Raw genomic sequence first — 22,521 nt, forward strand, 5'->3', positions numbered from 1 at the left:
CCTTCGAACATATTCACTCCCTGATGACACTGCACGATGCAGCCAACGCTCACAACGGGCGCAAGGACAACCTGTACCTCACTTCTACCAGCGCGGTACCGCCCCTCTGAAGACTGCGCTCACTCCCCGTTTCCTCAACACATCCTGCCCGTCGATAAAATCGGATGGCTCTTTCGTTACCGGCCAAGACCCAAAGGGTTAAACGCTGATAACCCTGCTCCACCAAGTACTGCTGGCCGGCTTTCCACAAGGCAAGCCCGACGCCCGTGTGCCAACACTCCGCTAACACGTAGATGGCCATGACCTCACCCACATGTTCCTGATCGGCATCTTCGTCACGGCTGGCACCGACCGATATCCAACCGACGATTTGCCTGTCCTGCTCAGCAACCCATACGTTCGACTCGCCCGATTCAATCGAGCGGGTCCAAGACGCCTCACGCTGAGCCAGCGTGGCTTGCAACGAGATCAAGTATTCGGCAGGCATCAGGTCGAGGTACGCCTCTTGCCAACTGCTGATATGCACCTGGGCAATGGCCTTTGCGTCGGCCGGTAACGCCTTGCGAATCATTGATGAACTCCTTGTTCGGACACTGGGTGCTTGAGGTGGTGATTAGCCTCAGTATGCCCGCCCATCAGGAAGGAGAGATGACAGCATCGGCCAAAAGCGCTCGACGATAGAAGCACCATCGGTATAAACCTTAGCCTGCATTGCCTGAAGTGATCGGGACTTCATCTTCAAGGCTTAACCGGCAGAAACACTAATACGCCAGGTTCGGATGGGCCTCTTCGCACAACCGTCGCTCTAAGCGAAGTGTGTGCTTTCCTGCTGGCCAATGCAGGTATTTAGAGCGCCCCCTCTGACTTTGAGTCGCGCCAAGGCGACGCAACCCAGAGAGGGAGTAAAGGTGGTTATGTATTGGTTTTCAGCTTGGTCCACAGGCGAGTGGTCAACCGCGCGATGGACGCGGGTAGATCCTCTACGGTGAACAACTTGTCCATGACCGTCTTCGGTGGGTAAATCGCCAGGTCCTGCTTCACCGCCGGCACCACATAGGCATCCGCTGCGGCGTTGGGGTTGGCGTAGTGGATGCTGTTGCTGATGTTGGCAATCACTTGCGGCGTCAGCAGGTAGTTCATGTAGGTGTAGCCGTTCTTCTCGTGGGGTGCGCTCTTGGGCATCACCACCATGTCAAACCACAGGGTGGAGCCTTCGTCCGGGATCGAATAGGCAATGTCGATCCCGTTCTTGGCTTCCTTGGCGCTGGAAGCGGCCTGCACGATGTCACCGTTGAAACCGATCACCGCGCAGACGTTGCCGTTAGCCAAATCGCTGATGTACTTGGAGGCGTGGAAGTACTGGACGTACGGCCGGATCTTCAGCAGCGCCTGCTCGGCTTTCTTGTAATCCTCCGGCTCATGGCTGTGATGAGGCAGCCCGAGGTAGTTAAGGGTAATCGGCAAGACCTGCGTCGGGTTGTCGATAATCGCCACGCCGCATTCACTGAGTTTCTTGATGTTTTTCTCGTCGAAAAACAGGCTCCAGGAATGGGTGACGTCGGTGCTGCCGAAGATCGCCTTGATTTTCTCGACGTTGTAGCCGATGCCTGCGGTGCCCCACATATACGGATAGCCGTACTGGTTGCCGGGGTCATTGACTTCAAGTTTTTTCATCAACGCCGGGTCGAGGTTTTTCCAGTTAGGCAATCGGCTCTTGTCGAGTTTCTGGATCGCCCCGGCCTTGATCAGGCGCGACAGGAAATGGTTCGACGGGCTGACCACGTCATAACCAGTGTTGCCCGTCATCAATTTCGACTCCAGCACTTCGTTGCTGTCGTGGATGTCGTAAGTCGCCTTGATCCCCGTTTCCTGGGTGAAGTTGGCCAGGGTGTCGTCGGCGATGTAGCCGTTCCAGTTGGAAATATTGACGGTTTCTTCAGCGTAAGCGCCCGCGCAAAACGTCGAGAGAAGTGCTACCAGGGAAACTGTATTGACGCGCATGTTCAATCACCTTCGTTATGAAGTGCTTTTATTGTGGTTGTTAGCTGGTTTTCAGACTTCTGATCGGGCTCGGGCCGCCTCCACGCGCATGCGCAGCATGGCACCGATGTCGAGGAACGGCTTGGGCGGGAGCCAGCCGGGCTGGGCCCGTTCGATGACTGATTGCAAAATTGGCGAATCGGCGCCGGATGCGAGTTCCACCAGCAGGCGGCCCCACAACGTGCCGCGCGCCACACCGGAGCCATTGCAGCCGGCGACGGCAAACACGCCCTCCTCGACCTTGGCAAAATACGGTTGCCCGGAACGTGAAGCGCTGAGATGCCCGGTCCAGGTGTATTGGATGTCCTGTTCGCCCAACATCGGAAAACGTCGTTGCAAACCCAGTACATGGTGTTGACGGCGCACGGCCAACTCAGCGCGGGACAAGTCGTTCGAGCGATATTCCGCGGTGTTGCGGATCATCACCCGACGATCCGGGGTCAATCGCACCGTGGCCCCCAGTGGCCGGGTGGACAGCACGCCCCAGGGCTCTACCGCGCCGATGGCTTGAAACTCCTCGTCGCTGAGTGGTCGCGTCAGACTGGCGCTGAGTTCCATCGCGAAAGTGCCGCTGTCGCTGACACCGGCGCGGGAGATGAAGGCGTTCAGGCAGATCAGAACCTGCTTGGCTTCAATGTTGCCATCGCGTCCGTTGGCGCGAATGCGGCCGTTGCCCAGACGCTCCAGGCCAGTGATCTCGGTGTTTTCGAAAAGCGTCACCGTATCCGGCAGCGCATCGAGCAAACCCTTCACGTATTTCGCCGGTTGCAGCAGCGCGTTGCCATTGCCGCACCAGATCGCGGCCTGGTAATGCGGGGTTCCCAGTTTCTCGATCAGTTGCTTACCTTGCAGAAATTGCGCGGAGGCCCCCACAGCGTGCAGCGTCTGCAATTTGGCCTCGACATCGGTCAACTTGCGCGGATCGCTGACGGCAAAGAAATAGCCTGACTCGCGCAAATCGCATTCGATGCCATGACGGGCAATGCGCTTGCGGACTTCGTCGCTGGCGGCACGGGAGATCGTGGTGTCCACCTGAAAACCGGCAAACCCATCGTTGCCTTGCAATTCAGGTGTGGTCGGATGTTCATGGCCCACGACGAACCCGGAATTGCGCGCCGAGGCCCCTTGCGCGGCCCGCTGCCGATCGACCACCACGATGCGCGCCTGGGGATGCAGTTCGGCGATTGAGTGAGCGGCACTCAGCCCGGTTATGCCGGCGCCGATGACCAGCCAATCGGCCTGCTGCTTCCCGCTCAGAGGATCGCGAACCGGTGACTCCCCGGCCTGCGCAATCCAGCCACATACGTTTTCCATGCATCACCTCATCGACTGTCATTCCGCCAGCCCGCCTGCTCACTACGCGCATGTAAAATTCGCATGATTAGTTTCAGATGGCAGCAGCTATGGCTAGAATCTAATGGGTCTTTATGGTGACAACCAACGTTATTAAATCATCCAGGTATTCTTAAAACGCATGGATAAAATACGTCACGTGCCTTCGCTGCAAGGCTTGCAGGCGCTGGTCGAAGTTGCGGACTGCGGCAGCTTCACGCAAGCGGCGCACACGCTCTGCCTGACCCAAAGCGCCGTGAGCCGGAAGATTCAGCAATTGGAGAGTCACTTCGGCGCGTCGATGTTCGTCCGCAACAGTCGCAGCCTACGACTGACCCCGGAGGGCGAGCTGGTGCTCGCCAGTGCGCGGCATATCCTCGTACAGCTGAAAACCCTCGAAGACCGCCTCGCACCACAAAAGCGCCCGTTCCGCATCCGTATGCATGTGTCGCTGGCGGTCCGCTGGTTGCTGCCGAAGTTGAGCGACTTCTACCGGCGTCACCCGGACATTTCCCTATCGATCGAAACCGTCGCGACCGAGGTCGTCGAGCCGGCCAGCGACAGCGACGCCTACATCCTCTATCTGCCCGAGCCGTCGGGTGATCCATCCTGCTTGACCTTGTTCGAGGAAGCGCTGGTTCCGGTGTGCGCCCCCGGTCTGGCTAACTCAACCCATCCGCTGGAATCAGTAGACGATCTTGTGCGCTACCCTCTGCTCCATCGTTCCGCCGACAAGCAGGCCTGGATTGACTGGCTGGCAGCCAATAATGGTAAATCGCTGGAAGACTACAGACATATCCCCTTCAACCTCGATGAGTTGGCGCTCGATGCCGCCGCGCGAGGTCTGGGGGTAGCCATGACCGACATAACCCTGGCAGAAGAATCGATAGAACGCGGCGTGCTACTCATCCCGTTCGGCCACCCCTTGAAGACCCGAGGGGTCTATTCGCTCTGCCCACAACCTTCCGCCGCCTCTCATCCAGCGTGCTCGCTGATCATGCAATGGTTCGCCCAGCAGGCCGAACAGAACGAAAGCGCAAATTGACCTACCAGAGCCAGCCCTTGATTCGAATGTCCGAAGAGGATCGGTCAGCGGCTCCTCACCAAGGCCGGTCCTGCAGGATTGAACTCACCAGTTGCTGTAGCGCCTGCCTATCTCTTACCTTTGTGAGCCCCCCTGCCCGAGTAGTCACCGGAGTTCACATGGACCTCGCCACCCTCACTCTCTTCCTCCCGGCCTGCTTTGCCTTGAACATGGCCCCAGGCCCCAACAACCTGCTCTCCGTCAGCAACGCCACGCGCTACGGCTACCGCACCTCCTGCCTCGCCGGCATCGGCCGCCTGCTGGCCTTCGCCGGCATGATCGCCCTCGCCTCTGCCGGCCTGGCGGTGGTGCTGCAAACCTCGGAGGTGTTGTTCTACGCCATCAAGATTCTAGGGGCGGCGTATCTGTTTTATCTGGCGTTCCAACTGTGGCGGGCAAATCCACAGGTGCACGCGCAGGCGAATACGGCCAAGGTGGGTTTGTGGGCGTTGGCACGGCAGGAGTTTCTGGTGGCCGCGGGCAAGCCGAACGATGGGGAATATGAATTATTCTGACGCGCTGCTTCCGGCGATTAGCTGCCATTCCTGACTGGCAGCGTTCGGCCAGAATCGGACGCTCCACGAACACCCTAGCAAGAGTCCCCGGTGTTCGGTGTGCAAAGTCAGTTGAAACGCATGCCCAGCAAGGTTGCTGCTGATTCACTTCGGTTTTGCACGCATGTTCTCTTTGGTTTCCTGGTCAATGATATTACGAAGCGTCTCGAAGAGAGGGGCGGCATCTGTGTATTTTTTGCCATAGGCAAGATTGAATTCGTAATCGAAGTCAGGTGGGTTCTTGCCCTGATTGTGCTGGAGCATTGTTTCCAGCTTGTCTAGCGCCTTGACGGCTACTGCCTCGGGCGACAAAGCACTTTCGTAGTCATCCCAAAGTGCCAATATCTCGGTTCTTAAAGATTCATCCAGGGCTCTGGTCAAGAGCACGAGATCGCGTCTCTCTTGCTCGCTCTTATTGGGAAACGAATTTTTATTGACGGCGGGAATGTCTCCGCTGATGGCCTCTCCCAAGTCGTGGATAAGACACATCTTGAGCATTTTCAGCTTATCGAGTCCCGTCAGATAATCGCTGAAGACAACGGCCATCAGGCAAAGACGCCAGCTATGCTCTGCCGTGCTTTCCGTACGCCCTGAAGAAGTGTGTGCGCTTCTGAGTACATCCTTGAGCTTTTCCGTCTCGCGTAGAAACTCAAGGCGCCCTTTGATTTTTCCGATGTCCATGAACACCCCTGATTCATTCGGCGAGCAAAGTATTGCTCACCTTGTTCAGACCAGACTAAATCTCAAGGCGCTCAGCGTCCACGCATAAAATATGCATGACTACGCAGTCAGAGCGACTCAACCAGGCGTGCCGTTGTTCCGTCCGAAAGAGCGATACGTGTCCAACGACATAGGCTTTGGCTAATCGGAACGATGGGCGAATCATTGTTACCTGTTAGAAATTCCAGTGCAGGTGGTGCGAAAGCTTCCCGCCAACCCAATTTATCTAGGGCAACTTCCTTGCTAAGGATATTTGGTGTCGCGAAGCGCCATAGTGAGCGTCCCAACAGCTCGCTGACAGGAGTCGCGAACTGGGCTGCTCGCGAAGGTGAGCAGGCAAGCAAACGGTGCGTCAAATCGCAAATGAGATGAACGGGACGCGAGCTTTCACGCACCATTCGGCCCAGCGCTTGATCTGCGGCTGTAGAAAGGCGAGCGGCCAATAATTTCTCAAGCTTTATGTGTGCGAGGGGATCCAACGCCAGTGCGCCACTCTCCCAACGTGAGATGGTCGATTGGGTGACGCTGAATAACTCCGCCGCATCAGACTGTTTGACCCGGTGTAACTGACGCCACCGTCTTAGCATGACGCCGGGCAAGGTGGGGTTTGGCCATATGTCAGACATTTCGGAATGCGGAAAGTGGATGGGCGAGCAAGTCTGATCTATGCGGTACATATCTGCAAATGGGCTGGGCTGATTAAAGCTGGATTGATTTCGCGAAAGCTGTGTGTTCCTCCTATGAACGACTGCTTCTAGCCGATGACTGCCAGTAGCGAAGGGCGGGTCGAAAGCGGCCACTTCGCGACTGAGACTCAAGCTGGCTAGCGGCAACCCCCATGATGGGCAATGTAAAATATTCTGATTGGCTGCTTTCAGTTAGTCCGTTACACAGGCAGAGCTTTGGCTCCACTTCTGAAGGCATATTAATTTGCCCTGGATTTGCTCTTCGCTTTAGTCGTGGCACTAGGCTATCGTTCGGTCGGACTTACATCCGTATGTCGCAATGGGAATGACCAATGGAAGGATCACGACATGTCTAGATGCACAGCACCAGTACGCGGACATAGCTCATCAGCAGCAGCCGCTGCATGCCCTGCATGCCGCTATCGCAGCAGCTTCCGCTCGTACTCCTCACCGAGCACAAGCGGAAGTAGCCATGCCAACAGTGGTGGTAGTAGTGGTAGTACATCTAACGGCGGTTCAAAGCCTCGCTGGTCGAAAGCCGGTTCGTCCGTTTTTTACACGTCTGCCCAAGTGCAGTCCCTCACGCCAATCCGCCAAACCATTGAGACACGAGCAGCCGCTCAGCCCGATCTACGTGATGTATTCCTGTGCCATGCATGGGACGATCGGCTGGGTCCAGCCAAGGAGCTGCACGAGCTGCTAGTGGCAGCCGGTGTCAAAGTTTGGTTCAGCGAAAAAGACCTAGGCCTTGGCGTTCCAATGATGCGTGCTATCGACAAGGGCTTAGCGAATTCGCGAATTGGGCTTGTATTGGTGACCCCCGCGCTTTTGGCCCGCCTCCCAAAAGAGAGCGTGGCCGACAAAGAGCTTTCGGCACTCCTGGCGGGTAATCAGCTCGTTCCCATCGTACACAACACAACGTATGAAGCTCTCCGCAACGTCAGCCCCTTACTCGCCTCCCGAAGCGGTCTGGACACTTTAGAAGACTCAATGGCAGTGGTTGCGAAAAAAATCGCCGAGTTGGTCGCGCTCTAGTTATACAACTCATACTTATCACGGAGATCATATGAAAGTTACAGCACTGACGTTACTAATCTTGCATATCAACAGCCTGATTGATTCTGGAAAATATAACGACATCACTATTTCCGAAGTACATACAGCAATTGAAAACAAAGGGCTTCTGCGCTTTATAAAAAAAAGGTGCGGATCAGATATAGATCTAAGCATTCATCTAGAAAGTACAGCTTATGGAGACTTTGAAAGTTTCTATGAAGAGCGAATCAACCAAATTTATGGTGGCTATGCCGGGGACGAACGCCGTAAATGGGGCATTGAAAATCTTGGCTTGTGCCTTGTTATTGCATGGACGAACGAAATTATACAGTTGGGCGAAGGTCTTGAACTCTCCAATCGCTGATGATTCGTATAAGCCGTTTATCAACGGTTTTTGATAAAGTGCCACCAACCCCATTCGATAGCTGAGTAGCGAAGTACTCACTCAAGAAGGACCGCTTTCGGTGAAAGCGGCCTCCCCAGCCCTAGCACAGGCCAGCAGACGACGCATAGCGAGGCATCAGGAAGCGCTCAGCGAACCCGAAAGCCATCCTGATTTTCACTGCCTTCCTACCGCAGTTCGTGGTGCCCGGCCAACCTGTCACGCCACAGTTCGCGCTGCTGGGTGTCATGTTCCTGGGGTTGGAGTGGATCGCCATCAGCACATACGCCTATATGGGCCTGCATATGCGCCGCTGGTTCGCCGAGCCACGGGGCAAGCGGATCTTCAATCGTTGCTGCGCCGGGTTGTTGTCGGCAGCGGCGACGGTGTTGTTGACAGCACGCAGGGCATGACAACGTGCGGGAGTTCACAATCGGGGCGAGGTAAAGGACAACAACCTGTACCTCACCCGAGCGCTATACCGGCCCTCTGACGTATCGCGCGCAACCCGTTTTATTCATGGAGGAAAAAGTTGCGGATCTATATCACAGGCGCGTCATGTGCAGGCGTGACAACACTGGGTCGTACCCTCGCCTCTTTGCTCAGCCTTCGCCATCTTGATGTCGATGACTTCTATTGGCTGCCCACCGACCCTCCGTTTACCACCAAACGCCCGCCCAACGAGCGCGTGGTTCTGATCCAGCAACGCTTCGGTGAGGATAATTGGGTACTGACCGGCTCTTGCATGGAGTGGGGAGATTCACTGATCAACCACGCCGAGCTGATTGTATTTATTGCAACGCCAACCCCCGTTCGCCTTGAACGATTGGTCGCACGTGAAACACAGCGCTATGGAGATCGGATCGCGCCAGGCGGCGACATGCATGAGATCCATGTGGCCTTCAAGGAATGGGCTTCGCGGTATGACGACCCGACCTTTTCGGGCCGCAACAGGGCGTTGCATGAGGTGTGGCTGTCGAAGCGAACCGTCCCGGTTGTCAGAGTGGATGGGTTGAGCAGTGCGGAAAAAATGGCGCAGGATGTGATTCATGCGTTGTCCCAATTACCGTCGTAGCTCGGAAGAGCAAAGTCAACGTCTCGTAAAAACTCGAGACCTCCACAAAATGAACCCGATGCCAGGCTTCAGGACGTGTGCAATCGAGATGGGCCTACACCTTCAAGAGGAAACACTCGATGACCCAAACAGAACTCGCCGATCTTTACCACGGCTATATCGACTGCCTCAATCGTCAGGATTGGGCACACCTTGGTGATTTCGTTCACGCCGATGTCACCTACAACGCGACCCTCGTGGGGCTCGCAGGTTATCGCGCGATGCTGGAGCGAGACTTTCGCGAAATTCCCGACCTGGTGTTTCGCATCCAACTGCTGGTGGTCGACCCGCCCACGATTGCCAGCCGACTGAATTTCGACGTCAGCCCCCGTGGGGAGTTTTTAGGGTTACCGATCAATGGCAAGCGGGTTGTCTTTGATGAAAACGTATTTTACGAAGCCATCGACGGGAAATTTGCGCACGTCTGGTCAGTGATCGACAAGGCGGCGATCGAACGGCAGGTGTGATGGCCCGCGTCGTCTAGACTCCACGCACCTATCAACCCGGTGGAGAGCTGACATGCACAACAAAAACACGCTATGCCTCTGGTACGACGGCGTCGCCTTGGAGGCGGCGACCTTCTACGCCGCGACCTTTCCCGACAGCCGCGTCGATGCCGTGCACCTGGCGCCGGGCGACTACCCTTCGGGCAAACAAGGCGATGTGTTGACCGTCGAATTCACGGTGATGGGCATCCCCTGCCTGGGTCTCAATGGCGGCCCGGCATTCCCGCATACGAACGCGTTTTCCTTTCAGGTAGCGACGGACGACCAGGCTGAAACCGACCGCTATTGGCACGCCATTATCGATAACGGCGGTCAGGCCAGTGCCTGTGGCTGGTGCAAGGACAAGTGGGGCGTGTCGTGGCAGATCACCCCTCGTGTGTTGAGCGCGGCGATCAGCCATCCCGACCCGGCTACAGCCAAGCGCGCCTTTGACGCCATGATGACCATGACCAAGATCGACGTGGCCACCATCGAAGCCGCCGTGGCCGGGGTTGATCGCTCTGAGTGAGAGGGGACGTTTGCGCCGGGGTTGACACATTCCGTCACATCCCCTGAAGATGAAGGCCTTATCCAGGGTGTGCCTGCTCATGTCTGCTACGTTTTCCGCTGACCTCACCGTCATTGGCTTGATTGCCAAGGCGCAAGGTTGCGTAGCGCACGCCCTCAAATCGAAGAAACAGTCGCTCATGTGACCGGGGCGCGCTGTCCCGTCAGATGAGCTGACAGGACTTGAGCGCGGACCCACTCCCCCTTTGCACAATTCCCCATGCCCTTCTGACGGTGACTCAAGCGGTCAATCATCAGGAGAAAGTGCATGTCAGCGTTTCAGGGTATCTGGGTTCCCGTGGTCACGCCGTTCCAGGACGGCGCAATCGACTTTATCGGCCTGCATCGACTGCTCGGCCACCTGCTGGAAAAACACGTGGCCGGGATCATGGTGTGCACCACCACCGGCGAAGCCGCAGCGCTGTCCCGCCACGAGCAACTGGCCGTGCTGGATGCCGTGCTGCAGTGGGTCCCGCCGCACCGCGTGGTGATGGGCCTGGCGGGGAATAACCAGGTCGAATTACTGCAGTTCCAGAGCGAAATCCTCAAGCGCCCGGTGGCCGGCCTGCTGGTGCCCGCGCCGAGCTACATCCGCCCCTCCCAGGCGGGCCTTGAAGATTTTTTCCGTACGGTGGCGGATGCCTCCAGCGTGCCGGTCATTCTCTACGACATTCCTTATCGCACCGGGGCGACCTTTGAGCAGGCCACGTTGCTGAATATCGTCGCCCATGCGCGTATCCAGGCAGTCAAGGACTGTGGCGGCAACCTGAGCAACACCCTGGCGCTGCTGGCCAGCGGCGAGGTGGACGTGTTGTGCGGCGAGGACATCCAGATATTCAACGCGCTGTGCCTGGGCGCCAGCGGTGCGATTGCCGCCTCGGCGCATGTGCAGACAGAGCAGTTTGTCGCGCTGTGGCAACAGGTACGGGATAACCGGCTGGCCGAAGCGCGGGCGACGTTTTTTCGCTTGCGACCATTGATCGAGACGATGTTCATGGAACCCAACCCGGCGCCGGTAAAGGCGGCGCTGGCGTTGGACGGCGTGATCGGCAGCCAATTGCGCGCGCCGATGCAGCAGGCCAGCCAAGCGGTGGTGGCGCGCTGGCAGGCGCTGCTACAGCGCTGATCGAACGGTCGAGTATTTGCCCATGCGCCAAAAAAAGACATCCATCCGACCGGCCGGTTGCGACCCGCTCGATACCGGCCTATGTTCCATGCCATGTTGTGCATTTTGCTGTGCTCCGCCCCAGGCTCCTTCAGTACCCAGGTGACCACATGCCCATACAACCCCGCCCCGCCGTACTTGAACTGATCGGCAACACGCCGTTGGTGCGGGTCAGCCGCTTCGATACTGGCCCGTGCACGCTGTTTCTCAAACTGGAATCGCAGAACCCCGGTGGTTCGATCAAGGACCGTATCGGCCTGGCCATGATCGACGCCGCCGAGCGCGACGGTCGCCTGCGCCCCGGTGGCACGATTGTCGAAGCCACGGCCGGCAACACCGGCCTGGGCCTCGCGCTGGTGGGCCGGGCCAAGGGTTACCGCGTGGTGCTGGTGGTACCCGACAAGATGTCCACCGAAAAGGTCTTGCACCTGAAGGCCATGGGGGCCGAAGTGCACATCACCCGCTCCGATGTGGGCAAGGGCCACCCCGAGTATTACCAGGACGTGGCCGCACGCCTGGCCAAGGACATTCCCGGTTCGTTTTTCGCCGACCAGTTCAACAACCCGGCCAACCCCTTGGCCCACGAAACCAGTACCGCGCCGGAAATCTGGGCACAGACCCAACACGATGTCGACGCCATTGTGGTAGGTGTCGGCTCGGCCGGTACCCTCACCGGCCTGACCCGCTTCTTCCAGCGCGTGCAGCCTGAACTGGAGATGGTGCTTGCCGACCCCGTGGGCTCGGTGATGGCCGAGTACAGCCGCAGCGGCCAGTTGGAAACCCCCGGTTCCTGGGCCGTGGAAGGCATCGGCGAAGACTTCGTGCCGTCGATCGCCGACCTCTCCAGCGTGCGCCACGCCTACTCCATCAGCGATGAAGAAAGCTTCGACCACGCCCGCCAACTGCTCAAGGCTGAAGGTATTCTCGGTGGGTCTTCGACCGGCACCCTGCTCGCCGCCGCCCTGCGCTATTGCCGCGAGCAGACCCAGCCCAAGCGTGTGGTCACGTTCGTGTGCGACACCGGCACGCGCTACCTGTCGAAGATCTACAACGACCAATGGATGAAGGACGCAGGCTTGTTGCAATACAAGCACTACGGCGACCTGCGCGACCTGATCGCCCGCCGCTTCGAAGACGGCCGGGTGATCAGCGTCAGCCCCGATGACACCTTGCTCACCGCGTTCCAGCGCATGCGCCTGGCCGATGTATCGCAACTGCCGGTACTGGTGGACGGCAAGGAACTGGTCGGGGTGATCGACGAGTCCGACATCCTGCTGGGGCTGCACCACGACGCCGCGGATTTCAAAATGATCGTCGCCAGCGCCATGACCACCACGTTGCACACCCTGGCCCCCAGTGCCAGCCTGGCGGAACTGCAGGCGGAGCTGGATCGTGGCCTGGTTGCCATTATTGCCGACGATTCGGGCTTTCACGGCCTGATCACTCGCGTCGACCTGCTTAACCACCTACGGAGATCCCTTGCATGAGTCAGTCCGATAGAAGCGCTTTCGCTACCCGCGTGATCCATGCCGGGCAATCCCCCGACCCGACTACCGGCGCGTTGATGCCGCCGATCTACGCCAACTCCACGTACCTGCAAAGCAGCCCCGGCGTGCACAAAGGCTTCGATTACGGGCGCTCCCACAACCCCACGCGGTTTGCCCTGGAGCGCTGCGTCGCGGACCTGGAAGGCGGCAGTCAGGCATTTGCCTTTGCATCCGGGCTGGCGGCTATCTCGACCGTGTTGGAATTGCTGGATGCCGGCGCGCATATCGTCTCCGGGAACGACTTGTACGGCGGCACCTTTCGCCTGTTCGATAAAGTGCGCCAGCGCAGTGCCGGGCACACATTCAGCTACGTCGACCTGAGCAATGTGTCGGCCTTTGAGGCAGCGTTGCAGGCGAACACGCGCATGGTGTGGGTCGAGACGCCGAGCAACCCGTTGCTGAGCCTCACCGATCTCAGTGCGATCGCCCGTATCTGCCGGGACCGCGGGATCATCTGCGTAGCCGATAACACCTTCGCCAGCCCATGGATCCAGCGCCCACTGGAGCTGGGTTTCGACATCGTGGTGCACTCCACCACCAAGTACCTCAATGGCCACTCCGACGTTATCGGCGGCATCGCCGTTGTCGGCCATAACCTCGAATTGGCGGAGCGCCTGGGCTTTCTGCAGAACTCGGTCGGCGCCATCGCCGGCCCCTTCGATGCCTTCCTGACGCTGCGCGGCGTGAAAACCCTGGCGCTGCGCATGGAGCGCCATTGCAGCAATGCGTTGGAACTGGCCACCTGGCTGGAGCAACAGCCGCAAGTGTCACGCGTGTATTACCCGGGGTTGGCGTCTCACCCACAACACGAGTTGGCCCGCCGGCAGATGCGCGGGTTTGGCGGGATGATTTCAGTGGACCTTAACAGCGACCTGGCCGGTGCCACACGCTTCCTGGAAAACGTCAGTATCTTCGCCCTGGCGGAAAGCCTGGGGGGTGTGGAAAGCCTGATCGAACACCCGGCGATCATGACCCACGCGAGTATTCCGGCCGCCACGCGGGCGCAGTTGGGGATTGGGGATGGGTTGGTGCGGCTATCGGTGGGGGTTGAAGATGTAGAGGATTTACGCGCGGATCTGGCTCAGGCCCTGGCCCGTATCTGACGCAGAGGGGGAGCTGATGTGGGAGCGGCAAGCCCGCTCCCACATTGCCCCTTGTGCATCAGGTGCCTATCAACGCGCCGCCGTGATGCTGGCCCGTGCCGCATGCAACTTCTTGTAGCTGTCGATCAAGCGCAGATGCCGGTCCAACCCTTCCAGCTTCATGCTGGTCGGCGTCAAGCCATGGAACCGTACGGTGCCGTTGACCGAGCCAATCACCGCGTCCATACGCTCGTTACCGAACATCCGGCGGAAGTTGGCTTCGTAATCGGCCAGGTCCAGGTCGTCATCCAGTTCCATCTCCAGCACCGCATTCATCGCCTGGTAAAACAGGCCACGTTCGACGGTGTTGTCGTTGTACTGGAGGAACATTTCCACGCACTCCTTGGCCTCTTCATATTGCTGCAGGGCCAGGAAGATCAGTAGCTTCAACTCCAGGATGGTCAGTTGGCCCCAGACGGTGTTGTCATCGAACTCGATGCCGATCAGGGTGGTGATGTCAGTGTAGTCGTCCAGCTCGCTGTCTATCAGGCGCTCGAGCAACGCCCGCAACTCTTCTTCGCTGAGGCTGTGCAGGTTGAGGATGTCGGCGCGGAAGAACAGCGCCTTGTTGGTGTTGTCCCAGATCAGATCGTCCACCGGGTAGATTTCCGAGTAGTCCGGCACGAGGATACGGCACGCGGTGGCGCCGATATGTTCGTACACCGCCATATACGACTCTTTGCCCATACCTTCGAGGATACCGAACAAGGTCGCGGCTTCCTGGACGTTGGAGTCTTCGCCTTGGCCCGAGAAGTCCCATTCGACGAATTCATAATCCGACTGCGCGCTGAAGAAGCGCCACGACACCACGCCGCTGGAGTCGATGAAGTGCTCGACGAAGTTGTTCGGCTCGGTCACCGCCTGGCCTTCGAACGTCGGCTGCGGCAGATCGTTCAAGCCTTCGAAGCTGCGACCTTGCAGCAGCTCGGTCAGGCTGCGCTCCAGCGCCACTTCCAGGCTTGGGTGCGCGCCGAAGGAGGCGAATACGCCGCCGGTGCGTGGGTTCATCAGGGTCACGCACATCACCGGGAATTCACCGCCCAGGGAAGCGTCCTTGACCAGCACCGGGAACCCCTGGGCTTCCAGCCCCTGAATACCCGCCAGGATGCTTGGGTATTTGGCCAGCACCTCGGCAGGCACGTCCGGCAAGGCAAACTCGCCTTCGATGATTTCGCGCTTCACCGCGCGTTCGAAGATTTCCGACAGGCACTGGACCTGGGCTTCAGCCAAGGTGTTGCCCGCGCTCATGCCGTTGCTGAGGTAGAGGTTTTCGATCAGGTTGGACGGGAAGTACACCACTTCACCGTCGGACTGGCGCACGAATGGCAGCGAAACAATGCCGCGTTCTTCATTGCCCGAGTTGGTGTCGAACAGATGCGAACCACGCAGCTCGCCCTCGCGGTTGTAGATCTTCAGGCAGTAGGCGTCGAGGATTTCCGGCGGCAGCTCATCCTTGCTGCCCGGTTGGAACCAGCGCTCATCCGGGTAATGCACGAATGGCGCGTTGGCCAGTTCCTCACCCCAGAACTGATCGTTGTAGAAGAAGTTGCAGTTGAGCCGCTCGATGAACTCGCCCAACGCCGACGCCAAGGCGCCCTCTTTGGTCGCGCCCTTGCCGTTGGTGAAGCACATCGGCGAATGCGCATCGCGGATGTGCAGCGACCACACGTTGGGCACGATATTGCGCCACGATGCGATTTCAATCTTCATGCCCAGGCCGGCCAGAATGCCGGACATGTTGGCGATGGTCTGTTCCAGCGGCAGGTCTTTGCCGGCAATGTAGGTACCGGTCTCGCCAGTGGAACCGGGCATCAACAGCGCCTGGGCGTCGGCATCGAGGTTTTCCACTTCTTCGATAACGAACTCAGGGCCGGCCTGCACCACTTTTTTTACGGTGCAGCGGTCGATGGAGCGCAGGATGCCCTGGCGGTCCTTGTCGGAAATATCCGCCGGCAACTCGACCTGGATCTTGAAGATCTGGTTGTAACGGTTTTCCGGGTCGACGATGTTGTTCTGCGACAAGCGGATATTGTCGGTGGGAATGTTGCGCGTCTGGCAGTACAGCTTGACGAAGTAGGCCGCACACAACGCCGACGATGCCAGGAAATAATCGAATGGCCCCGGTGCCGAACCGTCGCCTTTGTAGCGAATCGGCTGGTCGGCAATCACCGTGAAGTCATCGAACTTGGCTTCAAGCCGGAGGTTGTCGAGAAAGTTGACCTTAATTTCCATGGGGGCACACCAGAATAACGAGCTAAACAAAATGGCCGCTATTATGAGGATTTTCGCCGGGAAGTCTCCGGGTTTTCCCAATGGCCTGCCGATCGGTTAACGTCCTACCCAATTCCTGCCGAGGCATCCGCCCATGTCCATCGCCGATAACCTGCTTGCGTTCACCTTCGCCGCCACCCTGCTCACGCTCACGCCCGGGCTTGATACCGCACTGGTGTTGCGCACGGCCACGGTGGAAGGTAAGCGCCAGGCGCTGCAGGCCACCCTGGGCATCAATGCCGGTTGCCTGCTGTGGGGCGCGGCCGTGGCGTTTGGGCTGGGCGCGTTGATTGCGGTATCGGAAGTGGCTTATACCCTGCTCAAGTACTGCGGCGCCGCGTATCTGGCCTGGCTGGGCATGAACATGCTGCTGCGCCCGCGCCGTTCCCTGGCGCCGGAACAGGCCGACCGCAAGGCCAGTGGCAATTGGTTTCTCAAGGGCATGCTGGGGAATGCCCTGAACCCCAAAGTAGGAATTTTCTACGTGTCGTTCCTGCCGCAGTTCATCCCCCAGGGCCATTCACTGGTTGCCTGGACCTTCGGCCTGGTGAGTATCCATGTGGCACTGGGCCTGGTGTGGTCGCTGGTGCTGATTGGCGCGACTCAGCCATTGTCCGGTTTCCTGCGCCGGGAAAAGGTGATCCGGTGGATGGACCGCACCACCGGACTGATCTTTGTGCTGTTTGCCGCGCGCCTGGCATTCAGCAAGCGCTGAGGGTCAGCGCAGGCGGATCGACAGTTCGATGTCATCGGCAAACGGCACCGACAGATAACCGTTATCCGGCGAGCGCACGTGCGCCAGGTATTGCGGGCAATAGTCGGTGTTGTCGGCCACCACCAAGGCACCTGGCCGCAAGTGTTTTTCCACCAGGCCCAGCACATCGCCATACAACGACTTGGCGCCATCGAGCAGCAACAGGTCGACGCTTTCCGGCAAGCCTGTGGCCAGGGTCACCAGCGCATCGCCTTCGCGAATCTCGATCAGGTCACTCACCCCGCCTTCAATGAAATGCTCCCGCGCCAGGGCGATCTTCGACGGTTCGAACTCGCTGCCGATCAGCACGCCGCCGCCGTTGTCACGTAAGGCGGCAGCCAGGAACAGGGTGGACAGGCCGAACGAGGTCCCGAACTCGACAATGGCGCGCGCCCGGCTGCTTCGGGCGAGCATGTAGAGCAGGTTGCCGGTGTCGCGGGAGACCGGCAGCCACAGGTCCTTGAGCATCGTGTAGAGCGCCAGGTATTCGGTTTTACTGTGCATCAGTCGGTCACGCTCTTCGCGCGAGACGCTGTCGACCACAGGGCTGGTAGCGGCATTGGCTTGTGTGTAGAGGCGTTCGATCAATGGCGCCAAGGGCGCGGTGGTCAGGATCGTCATGGTTGCTTTCCGTCAGGTTGGGACTAGGATGCGACTAATTCGTCGCATTAAAAGTATGCGAGTGATTCATCGCCTTCGCTATTCGCATTGGCCCTGCGCCCGGAGCCCCCCATGACCACCCGCCAGACCCCGCGTATTTCCTCGCGCAAACAACCGCAACAGGCGCGCTCCACCGAACTGGTGGCGGCGATCCTGCAGGCTGCTATTCAGGTTTTGGCCAAGGAAGGCGTCACCCGTTTCACCACCGCGCGGGTGGCGGAAAAGGCCGGCGTAAGTGTGGGCTCGGTGTACCAGTACTTCCCGAACAAGGCGGCGATTCTGTTCAGGTTGCAAAGTGATGAGTGGCGGCAGACCACCCAGATGCTATGCGGCATTCTGCAAAGGTACGATGAGGCACCGCTGGATCGCTTGCGCACCCTAGTGCATGCCTTCATCCAGTCGGAGTGCGAAGAAGCACAGATGCGGATCGCGCTGAATGATGCGGCACCGCTCTATCGCGATGCGCCGGAAGCCCAGGAGGTGCGAGCAGCGGGCCAGCAGACTTTCGAGGCGTTCATGCTGGAATTATTGCCTCGGGTAAGCACGCAAACACGCACGCTGGCGTGCGAGTTGATCCTGGCCACGCTCAAGTCGGTGGGCAAGGACTTTTCCGGCAGCCCCCGGACTGACGAAGAAATCGCGGTTTACGCTGACGGCATGGCGGATATGTTCCGTGCCTACGTGATTGCGCTCGACCCTGCCAATGCGCCCCGCTGATTCCTGTTGAGGTGGAATCGCCCGAGGCGCACTCGGCACTGTCCCCCCCTACCCTTGGCCCGACACCGTCATGGCTGTTTCATACAGACTTCGCACCGACAGCCCAATGGGCCGGGAAATCGGCCGAACGAATCGCCGGATCTGATTCCACGATGTCGAGCGTGACCAGTCGATGCGCAACAAATGGGTCTTGCGCCATCATTTCCTGGATGTCCGCCAGCTGCTGGGCATGGGCAAGAATGAATCCACCACTCTCATCTGTCAGCGGGCCGGCACAGAGTACATTGGCGGACTTGATGTGTTTCACCAGCCAATCTTTGTGCGCGTCCAGATGCTCTCGAATCTGTTCGGCGGGACGGCTATAAGTCAGCGTGATTGCATAAAGCATACGTTCATTTCCTCGGGGCAAAGGTTATAAAGCGGCTGCCGACAGGCGTGCCACGGCATCCGGAATCGCACTTCTGGCGAGCGCTACGCCTTTATCGCGGCTCTGCTCGCCTTTGGAGGCACCTTCGGCACGAACGAACTCGATATCGGTAATGCCCAGGAAGCCAAAGAACGCCTTTAGATAGCTTTCCTGGAAATCCATTTTTTGAAAGGGACCATCGGCGTAGAAACCTCCACGCGCCGAAACAACGATCACGCGCTTGCCGCCGGCCAAGCCGACAGGCCCGTGTTCGGTGTATTTGAATGTGCGTCCCACCTGCGCAATTCGGTCCAGCCAGGCTTTTAATTGGCTTGAAACACTGAAGTTGTACATGGGGGCACCGATGATCAGCACATCGCTCGCCAGGAACTCGGTGACCAGGGTCTCCGACAGTTGATGCTCGAGCAAAGTGGCTGCCGGAAAATCACTGATCCCGGTTTGCCGGAATCCGGCGGCAATCGAACCGCTCAGATGCCGCACCTCATCATTGGCAAGGTCGCGATACTGCACCTGGGTATCGGGGTGAATGGCCTGAATGCGCGCAACGATGGCTGCGCTGAGGTCACGGGTGATGGAGTCGCTGCCCATGATGCTGGAATCTATATGCAGTACGTTCATGCTTGCTGCCCTCGGTATAAGAAATCATGGCGTTCAAAAGCGCTATAAAGCGGGCGTCATCGTCCCGATTCGCGGGCCGCGCGATCGATAAGTCTGGCGACAACATCGGGATGAGAAACCAGCGACAAGTGGCTGGAGCGGATGGAGACGGTCGTGGCGCCAATTTGATGCGCGATGGCCTGTTGTACCGGCAGGGCCAAAGCATGGTCGTCAGTGGTCAGCAAGTACCAGCTTGGCTTGTCGTGCCACGCCGCATGCTCGATCTTTCCGGCAAAACAGGCGGCGGCAATCGGTTGCTGCACAGCGGTCAGCAAGCGGGCCTTCTTCGCCGACAGGTCCGCCGCCATGACGTGATGAAACTGCGCAGGATCGTCCAACCAGACCAGCCCATCGGCGTCAGGGGCGAGGCCCGTCATCGGCGCCCTCAACCGTTCCAGCAGATCAGCCGCAGACTCGCCGCTGTCCGGCACAAGCGCGGACAGATAAACCAGACCTTTGACATGACTGGCGTTGCCTGCCTGTGTGATCACCGCGCCGGCCCACGAATGCCCCACCAACAGCACGTCACCGTGTTGCCGGCGAAGGACCCGTTCGGTGGCGAGCACATCATCGCTCAATGAGGTCATCGGGTTCTGCACGGCAGTCACGTGATAGCCCATCGCAGTCAGTCGCTCGATCACCGGCGACCAACTCGAGCCATCGGCGAACGCACCATGTACCAGCACAATGTTGCGTACGGAATGTAAGGGTGCCGCCGCCATTGCGCTGCCTCCAGAGACCAACACGGATAACCCCAATAAGACGGTGAGTCGAGCTAACCACCTGAGGGGGCTGCGCCGACGTGCATTTTCGCGGGGAACATTGATGGGGGATGGCATCGTCATGCTGAGCGTCTCTGCAATTTGTGCCGCCAGTCTAGGCGTGACCTGCCAAAACCGTGAGGTACCAAACCGGCCATACTTCATGCAAAATTCGCCATCTCGATCATCAGGCAGGATTTACCATGCGCATTGCGATCATTGCCGTAGAAGGCAGCCTGATGTCAGCCATCACCGGCTTGGCTGATCTGTTCTGGATGACCAATCAGGCATTGAGATCGCCCCCGGCAGGCTTGTCATCCGTCTTGAAGCACAGCGGCTTCACTGAGTTCGAAACCGTCATAGTCAGTGCGGATGGCAAGGCGCAGCGGGATGCTCAAGGCCGGCTGATCCCAGTGGATGCCGCATTTGACGACGCAGATCCGTGCGATGCGGTGCTCGTAACGGGGATGGCACTGGGGCCGGATCGACTGCCGCCCAGCTCTGCATCCCTCGCGCCAGCCGCGCGGTGGATCAACGCCCATCATCAACAGGGTGTACTTGTCGGAGCAGCTTGCGCAGGTACGTTTGTACTGGGAGAGGCTGGCCTATTGAACAGCCGGCGCTGTACGACAACGTGGTGGCTTCACCATGTGTTCAAACAGCATTCCCCAAGGCCCTGCCGACATGGGGTTCCGCGGTGGAGGCTCAAGATCGCGTCGTGACTACCGGAGGACCTTTATCCTGGGTTGATCTGGCGCTGTATGTGATCGGCACTCTCGCCGGGAGGGACGTCGCGAAATTAACCGCTGATATGTCAGTGACGGATAGCTTGCCATTGCCCCAGTCGGTGTACGCACCTCGAGGCTTCATCAACAATGCCGATCCACTGCTGCTGGAAACGGAGCAAATCATCCGACACGGCAAGCCTGGATTGACCGCCGTAGACCTCGCCAAGGCCTTGAACGTGAGCGAGCGCACGCTACATCGAAGGTTCAAGAACCTGACAAATGAGTCGCCCAAGGAACTGATCACACGCGTGAGAATAGAAACCGCCTGTGTTCTTCTACAGGTACCCGGCGCCAGCGTTAAACAAGTAGCGCTCAACTGTGGCTACAACGAGGACACCTCATTCCGCCGAGCCTTCATACAGCTGACGGGAATGACGCCCGCCGATTATAAACGCTGGGCGAAAGGACGCGCGTCTGTGGGAATCGACGCTGGGGCAATCGAGAGCTAGGCATATAAAGGAGTACGCCATGGAAAAAACAATCAGGCTCGCCAATGTGGCCGACATCGAGAGCATTTTTGATATTCGAACCAGCGTTCACGAAAATCACTTATCCCGTGATCAGCTGGCGGATAGGGGGATTACTCCCGAAACTGTACGGCAGGCAATTCTAGAAGCTCCATGCGCTTGGGTCGCCGAGGTCGATGGCACCCCTGCAGGTTTTTCGATGGCTGATAGCGAGGACGGATGTGTGTTTGCCGCTTTCGTTCTACCCGAATTCGAGGGGCACGGACTGGGGCGCAAGCTGATGGATAAAGCAGAGGCTTTCTTATTTCAACACCATCAGACGATCTGGCTGGAAACAGCGGGGGCCAGCCGTGCGAGTGGCTTCTATCGAAGCCTCGGTTGGCTGCCCGTGGAGGATTTACCAGAAGGTGATATCCGCTTTGAGAAGTACCAGAAATAAATCGCCGTCTGGACGCACAGGTTGTGCTGACAGGTCTCAACCCACACCAGCAAAGGAATGTGCCATGCCCCCCATCGCCACCAACGCCGCACTGCTGATCATCGATATGCAGCAAGGCATGAACCAGTCGAAGCTGGGGCGACGCAATAACCCAAGCGCTGAAGTGCAGATGCAGCAATTGCTCAAGGCGTGGCGGCAATCGAGTCGCCCGGTCGTACACATCCGGCATATTTCCCGCGCGCCCGACTCGGTATTCTGGCCGGGCCAGCCGGGGTGCGAGTTCCAGCCCGCGCTGCAACCCCTTGCGCACGAACATGTGGTGGAGAAGAACGTCCCGGATGCCTTCACCGCCACGGGCCTGGAGCGCTGGCTGCATGCGCGCTCGATCCGGCAACTGGTGATCGTCGGCGTGATCACCAATAACTCGGTCGAGGCCACGGCACGCTCAGGCGGCAACCTGGGTTTTGAGGTGACGGTGGTTTCCGACGCTTGCTACACCTTCGACCAAACCGATTTGTCCGGGCGCCTGTGGCCGGCCGAAGATGTGCACGCGTTGTCGCTGAGCAACCTTGCGATGGACTATGCAAGGGTCACGGAGACCGACGAAATCCTGGCTCGTTGCTGAGCTGAACCGTTATGCGTCGTTATGCGTCAGGCGCGGATAAAGCCTGCGCTTGCAGAGACGCCTTCACTCGCAGCTCTGCAA

At 58.7% G+C, this 22,521-nt stretch carries 25 protein-coding genes and 2 pseudogenes; 17 read left to right on the forward strand and 10 right to left on the reverse strand.

Annotated elements, in window-relative coordinates:
* Window positions 1-49 precede the first annotated feature (49 nt).
* The 3 genes from M5B97_RS01255 to M5B97_RS01265 form a co-directional block, all read right to left on the reverse strand.
* Window positions 50-571, reverse strand: a complete 522-nt coding sequence (locus M5B97_RS01255; protein ID WP_248730477.1) for a GNAT family N-acetyltransferase — start codon at window positions 569-571, stop codon at window positions 50-52.
* A gap of 341 nt (window positions 572-912) precedes the next feature.
* Entirely contained in the window at window positions 913-2,001 is a 1,089-nt protein-coding gene (locus M5B97_RS01260; protein WP_248730478.1) for a polyamine ABC transporter substrate-binding protein, read from the reverse strand.
* A 51-nt stretch (window positions 2,002-2,052) separates the two neighbouring features.
* The gene (locus M5B97_RS01265) at window positions 2,053-3,354 is read right to left on the reverse strand and encodes an FAD-dependent oxidoreductase (RefSeq protein ID WP_248730479.1); all 1,302 of its coding nucleotides are present in this window, start codon (window positions 3,352-3,354) and stop codon (window positions 2,053-2,055) included.
* Window positions 3,355-3,514: 160 nt separating this feature from the next.
* On the opposite strand from M5B97_RS01265, the gene M5B97_RS01270 reads away from it, so the two are divergent.
* Together M5B97_RS01270 and M5B97_RS01275 are read left to right on the forward strand one after the other, a co-directional pair.
* Window positions 3,515-4,417 (forward strand): LysR substrate-binding domain-containing protein, encoded by a 903-nt coding sequence (locus M5B97_RS01270; RefSeq protein ID WP_248730480.1) that lies wholly within the window; start codon window positions 3,515-3,517, stop codon window positions 4,415-4,417.
* Between the two features lie 158 nt (window positions 4,418-4,575).
* A pseudogene (locus M5B97_RS01275) lies at window positions 4,576-4,944 on the forward strand (LysE family translocator); the annotation flags it as partial.
* A 171-nt stretch (window positions 4,945-5,115) separates the two neighbouring features.
* On the opposite strand, the gene M5B97_RS01280 reads toward M5B97_RS01275, so the two are convergent.
* Both M5B97_RS01280 and M5B97_RS01285 read right to left on the reverse strand, forming a co-directional pair.
* On the reverse strand, window positions 5,116-5,691 hold the full coding sequence (locus M5B97_RS01280) for an HD domain-containing protein (protein ID WP_248730481.1): 576 nt from the start codon (window positions 5,689-5,691) through the stop codon (window positions 5,116-5,118).
* 107 nt (window positions 5,692-5,798) lie between these two features.
* Entirely contained in the window at window positions 5,799-6,356 is a 558-nt protein-coding gene (locus tag M5B97_RS01285) for a helix-turn-helix transcriptional regulator (protein ID WP_248730482.1), read from the reverse strand.
* Window positions 6,357-6,764: 408 nt separating this feature from the next.
* On the opposite strand from M5B97_RS01285, the gene M5B97_RS01290 reads away from it, so the two are divergent.
* The 9 genes and pseudogenes from M5B97_RS01290 to M5B97_RS01330 all read left to right on the forward strand — a co-directional run bounded on the left by M5B97_RS01290 (window position 6,765) and on the right by M5B97_RS01330 (window position 13,835).
* On the forward strand, window positions 6,765-7,451 hold the full coding sequence (locus tag M5B97_RS01290; RefSeq protein ID WP_248730483.1) for a toll/interleukin-1 receptor domain-containing protein: 687 nt from the start codon (window positions 6,765-6,767) through the stop codon (window positions 7,449-7,451).
* A gap of 31 nt (window positions 7,452-7,482) precedes the next feature.
* On the forward strand, window positions 7,483-7,836 hold the full coding sequence (locus tag M5B97_RS01295; RefSeq protein WP_123718526.1) for a hypothetical protein: 354 nt from the start codon (window positions 7,483-7,485) through the stop codon (window positions 7,834-7,836).
* Window positions 7,837-8,009: 173 nt separating this feature from the next.
* Window positions 8,010-8,267 (forward strand): annotated as a pseudogene (locus M5B97_RS01300) (LysE family translocator); the annotation flags it as partial.
* 119 nt (window positions 8,268-8,386) lie between these two features.
* On the forward strand, window positions 8,387-8,929 hold the full coding sequence (locus M5B97_RS01305; protein WP_248730484.1) for an adenylate kinase: 543 nt from the start codon (window positions 8,387-8,389) through the stop codon (window positions 8,927-8,929).
* Between the two features lie 119 nt (window positions 8,930-9,048).
* A complete protein-coding gene (locus M5B97_RS01310) occupies window positions 9,049-9,435 on the forward strand; it encodes an ester cyclase (protein ID WP_248730485.1) in 387 nt (128 codons plus the stop codon).
* A gap of 52 nt (window positions 9,436-9,487) precedes the next feature.
* Window positions 9,488-9,982 carry a VOC family protein gene (locus tag M5B97_RS01315; RefSeq protein WP_248730486.1) on the forward strand — a complete coding sequence of 165 codons (495 nt, stop codon included), beginning with the start codon at window positions 9,488-9,490 and terminating at the stop codon, window positions 9,980-9,982.
* 306 nt (window positions 9,983-10,288) lie between these two features.
* Window positions 10,289-11,146, forward strand: a complete 858-nt coding sequence (dapA, locus tag M5B97_RS01320) for a 4-hydroxy-tetrahydrodipicolinate synthase (RefSeq protein WP_248730487.1) — start codon at window positions 10,289-10,291, stop codon at window positions 11,144-11,146.
* 149 nt (window positions 11,147-11,295) lie between these two features.
* Window positions 11,296-12,672, forward strand: a complete 1,377-nt coding sequence (locus tag M5B97_RS01325) for a cystathionine beta-synthase (protein WP_134657426.1) — start codon at window positions 11,296-11,298, stop codon at window positions 12,670-12,672.
* Complete coding sequence (locus M5B97_RS01330) at window positions 12,669-13,835, forward strand: cystathionine gamma-synthase (RefSeq protein WP_248730488.1); 1,167 nt, start codon at window positions 12,669-12,671, stop codon at window positions 13,833-13,835. Before M5B97_RS01325 ends, M5B97_RS01330 begins: the two co-directional genes overlap by 4 nt.
* A 69-nt stretch (window positions 13,836-13,904) precedes the next feature.
* Here the strand turns inward: M5B97_RS01330 and M5B97_RS01335 are convergent, their stop codons facing one another.
* On the reverse strand, window positions 13,905-16,106 hold the full coding sequence (locus tag M5B97_RS01335) for an OsmC domain/YcaO domain-containing protein (RefSeq protein ID WP_248730489.1): 2,202 nt from the start codon (window positions 16,104-16,106) through the stop codon (window positions 13,905-13,907).
* Between the two features lie 133 nt (window positions 16,107-16,239).
* Between M5B97_RS01335 and M5B97_RS01340 the strand changes: the two genes are divergently transcribed.
* Window positions 16,240-16,860 carry a LysE family translocator gene (locus M5B97_RS01340; RefSeq protein WP_248730490.1) on the forward strand — a complete coding sequence of 207 codons (621 nt, stop codon included), beginning with the start codon at window positions 16,240-16,242 and terminating at the stop codon, window positions 16,858-16,860.
* 3 nt (window positions 16,861-16,863) lie between these two features.
* On the opposite strand, the gene M5B97_RS01345 is transcribed toward M5B97_RS01340, so the two are convergent.
* Complete coding sequence (locus tag M5B97_RS01345; RefSeq protein ID WP_123718535.1) at window positions 16,864-17,520, reverse strand: class I SAM-dependent methyltransferase; 657 nt, start codon at window positions 17,518-17,520, stop codon at window positions 16,864-16,866.
* Between the two features lie 111 nt (window positions 17,521-17,631).
* On the opposite strand from M5B97_RS01345, the gene M5B97_RS01350 reads away from it, so the two are divergent.
* Window positions 17,632-18,276, forward strand: coding sequence for a TetR family transcriptional regulator (locus M5B97_RS01350; protein WP_248730491.1), 645 nt, complete (start codon window positions 17,632-17,634; stop codon window positions 18,274-18,276).
* Window positions 18,277-18,355: 79 nt separating this feature from the next.
* Here the strand turns inward: M5B97_RS01350 and M5B97_RS01355 are convergent, their stop codons facing one another.
* The 3 genes from M5B97_RS01355 to M5B97_RS01365 are packed head-to-tail and all read right to left on the reverse strand — an operon-like array spanning window position 18,356 to window position 20,082.
* Entirely contained in the window at window positions 18,356-18,664 is a 309-nt protein-coding gene (locus tag M5B97_RS01355; RefSeq protein ID WP_248730492.1) for a YciI family protein, read from the reverse strand.
* Between the two features lie 24 nt (window positions 18,665-18,688).
* Window positions 18,689-19,321: an NAD(P)H-dependent oxidoreductase gene (locus M5B97_RS01360; RefSeq protein WP_248730493.1), complete on the reverse strand. Its 633-nt coding sequence runs from the start codon at window positions 19,319-19,321 to the stop codon at window positions 18,689-18,691.
* Window positions 19,322-19,377: 56 nt separating this feature from the next.
* Window positions 19,378-20,082 (reverse strand): alpha/beta hydrolase, encoded by a 705-nt coding sequence (locus M5B97_RS01365; protein WP_248730494.1) that lies wholly within the window; start codon window positions 20,080-20,082, stop codon window positions 19,378-19,380.
* A 242-nt stretch (window positions 20,083-20,324) separates the two neighbouring features.
* Here M5B97_RS01365 and M5B97_RS01370 point away from each other — a divergent pair, with 242 nt between their 5' ends.
* From M5B97_RS01370 to M5B97_RS01385, 4 genes are all read left to right on the forward strand, one after another.
* Window positions 20,325-20,843: a DJ-1/PfpI family protein gene (locus tag M5B97_RS01370; protein ID WP_248730495.1), complete on the forward strand. Its 519-nt coding sequence runs from the start codon at window positions 20,325-20,327 to the stop codon at window positions 20,841-20,843.
* A complete protein-coding gene (locus tag M5B97_RS01375) occupies window positions 20,840-21,358 on the forward strand; it encodes a helix-turn-helix transcriptional regulator (RefSeq protein ID WP_248730496.1) in 519 nt (172 codons plus the stop codon). Before M5B97_RS01370 ends, M5B97_RS01375 begins: the two co-directional genes overlap by 4 nt.
* Window positions 21,359-21,377: 19 nt before the next feature.
* Window positions 21,378-21,815 (forward strand): GNAT family N-acetyltransferase, encoded by a 438-nt coding sequence (locus tag M5B97_RS01380; RefSeq protein ID WP_248730497.1) that lies wholly within the window; start codon window positions 21,378-21,380, stop codon window positions 21,813-21,815.
* A gap of 64 nt (window positions 21,816-21,879) precedes the next feature.
* Window positions 21,880-22,440, forward strand: a complete 561-nt coding sequence (locus tag M5B97_RS01385) for a cysteine hydrolase family protein (protein ID WP_248730498.1) — start codon at window positions 21,880-21,882, stop codon at window positions 22,438-22,440.
* Window positions 22,441-22,521: the final 81 nt, after the last annotated feature.

The sequence above is a fragment of the Pseudomonas sp. MWU13-2517 genome, assembly GCF_023242545.1.
In the GTDB taxonomy this organism is placed as follows: Bacteria; Pseudomonadota; Gammaproteobacteria; order Pseudomonadales; family Pseudomonadaceae; genus Aquipseudomonas.

What these genes read in the sequence shown, in the direction of transcription:
- M5B97_RS01380 (WP_248730497.1), top strand. Translation starts at nt 21,378, where the DNA reads ATGGAAAAAACAATCAGGCTCGCCAATGTGGCCGACATCGAGAGCATT.
- M5B97_RS01260 (WP_248730478.1), bottom strand. Translation starts at nt 2,001, where the DNA reads ATGCGCGTCAATACAGTTTCCCTGGTAGCACTTCTCTCGACGTTTTGC.
- M5B97_RS01310 (WP_248730485.1), top strand. Translation starts at nt 9,049, where the DNA reads ATGACCCAAACAGAACTCGCCGATCTTTACCACGGCTATATCGACTGC.
- M5B97_RS01325 (WP_134657426.1), top strand. Translation starts at nt 11,296, where the DNA reads ATGCCCATACAACCCCGCCCCGCCGTACTTGAACTGATCGGCAACACG.
- M5B97_RS01360 (WP_248730493.1), bottom strand. Translation starts at nt 19,321, where the DNA reads ATGAACGTACTGCATATAGATTCCAGCATCATGGGCAGCGACTCCATC.
- M5B97_RS01330 (WP_248730488.1), top strand. Translation starts at nt 12,669, where the DNA reads ATGAGTCAGTCCGATAGAAGCGCTTTCGCTACCCGCGTGATCCATGCC.
- M5B97_RS01365 (WP_248730494.1), bottom strand. Translation starts at nt 20,082, where the DNA reads ATGGCGGCGGCACCCTTACATTCCGTACGCAACATTGTGCTGGTACAT.
- M5B97_RS01285 (WP_248730482.1), bottom strand. Translation starts at nt 6,356, where the DNA reads ATGTCTGACATATGGCCAAACCCCACCTTGCCCGGCGTCATGCTAAGA.
- M5B97_RS01385 (WP_248730498.1), top strand. Translation starts at nt 21,880, where the DNA reads ATGCCCCCCATCGCCACCAACGCCGCACTGCTGATCATCGATATGCAG.
- M5B97_RS01270 (WP_248730480.1), top strand. Translation starts at nt 3,515, where the DNA reads ATGGATAAAATACGTCACGTGCCTTCGCTGCAAGGCTTGCAGGCGCTG.
- M5B97_RS01280 (WP_248730481.1), bottom strand. Translation starts at nt 5,691, where the DNA reads ATGGACATCGGAAAAATCAAAGGGCGCCTTGAGTTTCTACGCGAGACG.
- M5B97_RS01355 (WP_248730492.1), bottom strand. Translation starts at nt 18,664, where the DNA reads ATGCTTTATGCAATCACGCTGACTTATAGCCGTCCCGCCGAACAGATT.
- M5B97_RS01370 (WP_248730495.1), top strand. Translation starts at nt 20,325, where the DNA reads ATGCGCATTGCGATCATTGCCGTAGAAGGCAGCCTGATGTCAGCCATC.
- dapA (WP_248730487.1), top strand. Translation starts at nt 10,289, where the DNA reads ATGTCAGCGTTTCAGGGTATCTGGGTTCCCGTGGTCACGCCGTTCCAG.
- M5B97_RS01315 (WP_248730486.1), top strand. Translation starts at nt 9,488, where the DNA reads ATGCACAACAAAAACACGCTATGCCTCTGGTACGACGGCGTCGCCTTG.
- M5B97_RS01345 (WP_123718535.1), bottom strand. Translation starts at nt 17,520, where the DNA reads ATGACGATCCTGACCACCGCGCCCTTGGCGCCATTGATCGAACGCCTC.
- M5B97_RS01290 (WP_248730483.1), top strand. Translation starts at nt 6,765, where the DNA reads ATGTCTAGATGCACAGCACCAGTACGCGGACATAGCTCATCAGCAGCA.
- M5B97_RS01350 (WP_248730491.1), top strand. Translation starts at nt 17,632, where the DNA reads ATGACCACCCGCCAGACCCCGCGTATTTCCTCGCGCAAACAACCGCAA.
- M5B97_RS01335 (WP_248730489.1), bottom strand. Translation starts at nt 16,106, where the DNA reads ATGGAAATTAAGGTCAACTTTCTCGACAACCTCCGGCTTGAAGCCAAG.
- M5B97_RS01265 (WP_248730479.1), bottom strand. Translation starts at nt 3,354, where the DNA reads ATGGAAAACGTATGTGGCTGGATTGCGCAGGCCGGGGAGTCACCGGTT.
- M5B97_RS01340 (WP_248730490.1), top strand. Translation starts at nt 16,240, where the DNA reads ATGTCCATCGCCGATAACCTGCTTGCGTTCACCTTCGCCGCCACCCTG.
- M5B97_RS01255 (WP_248730477.1), bottom strand. Translation starts at nt 571, where the DNA reads ATGATTCGCAAGGCGTTACCGGCCGACGCAAAGGCCATTGCCCAGGTG.
- M5B97_RS01295 (WP_123718526.1), top strand. Translation starts at nt 7,483, where the DNA reads ATGAAAGTTACAGCACTGACGTTACTAATCTTGCATATCAACAGCCTG.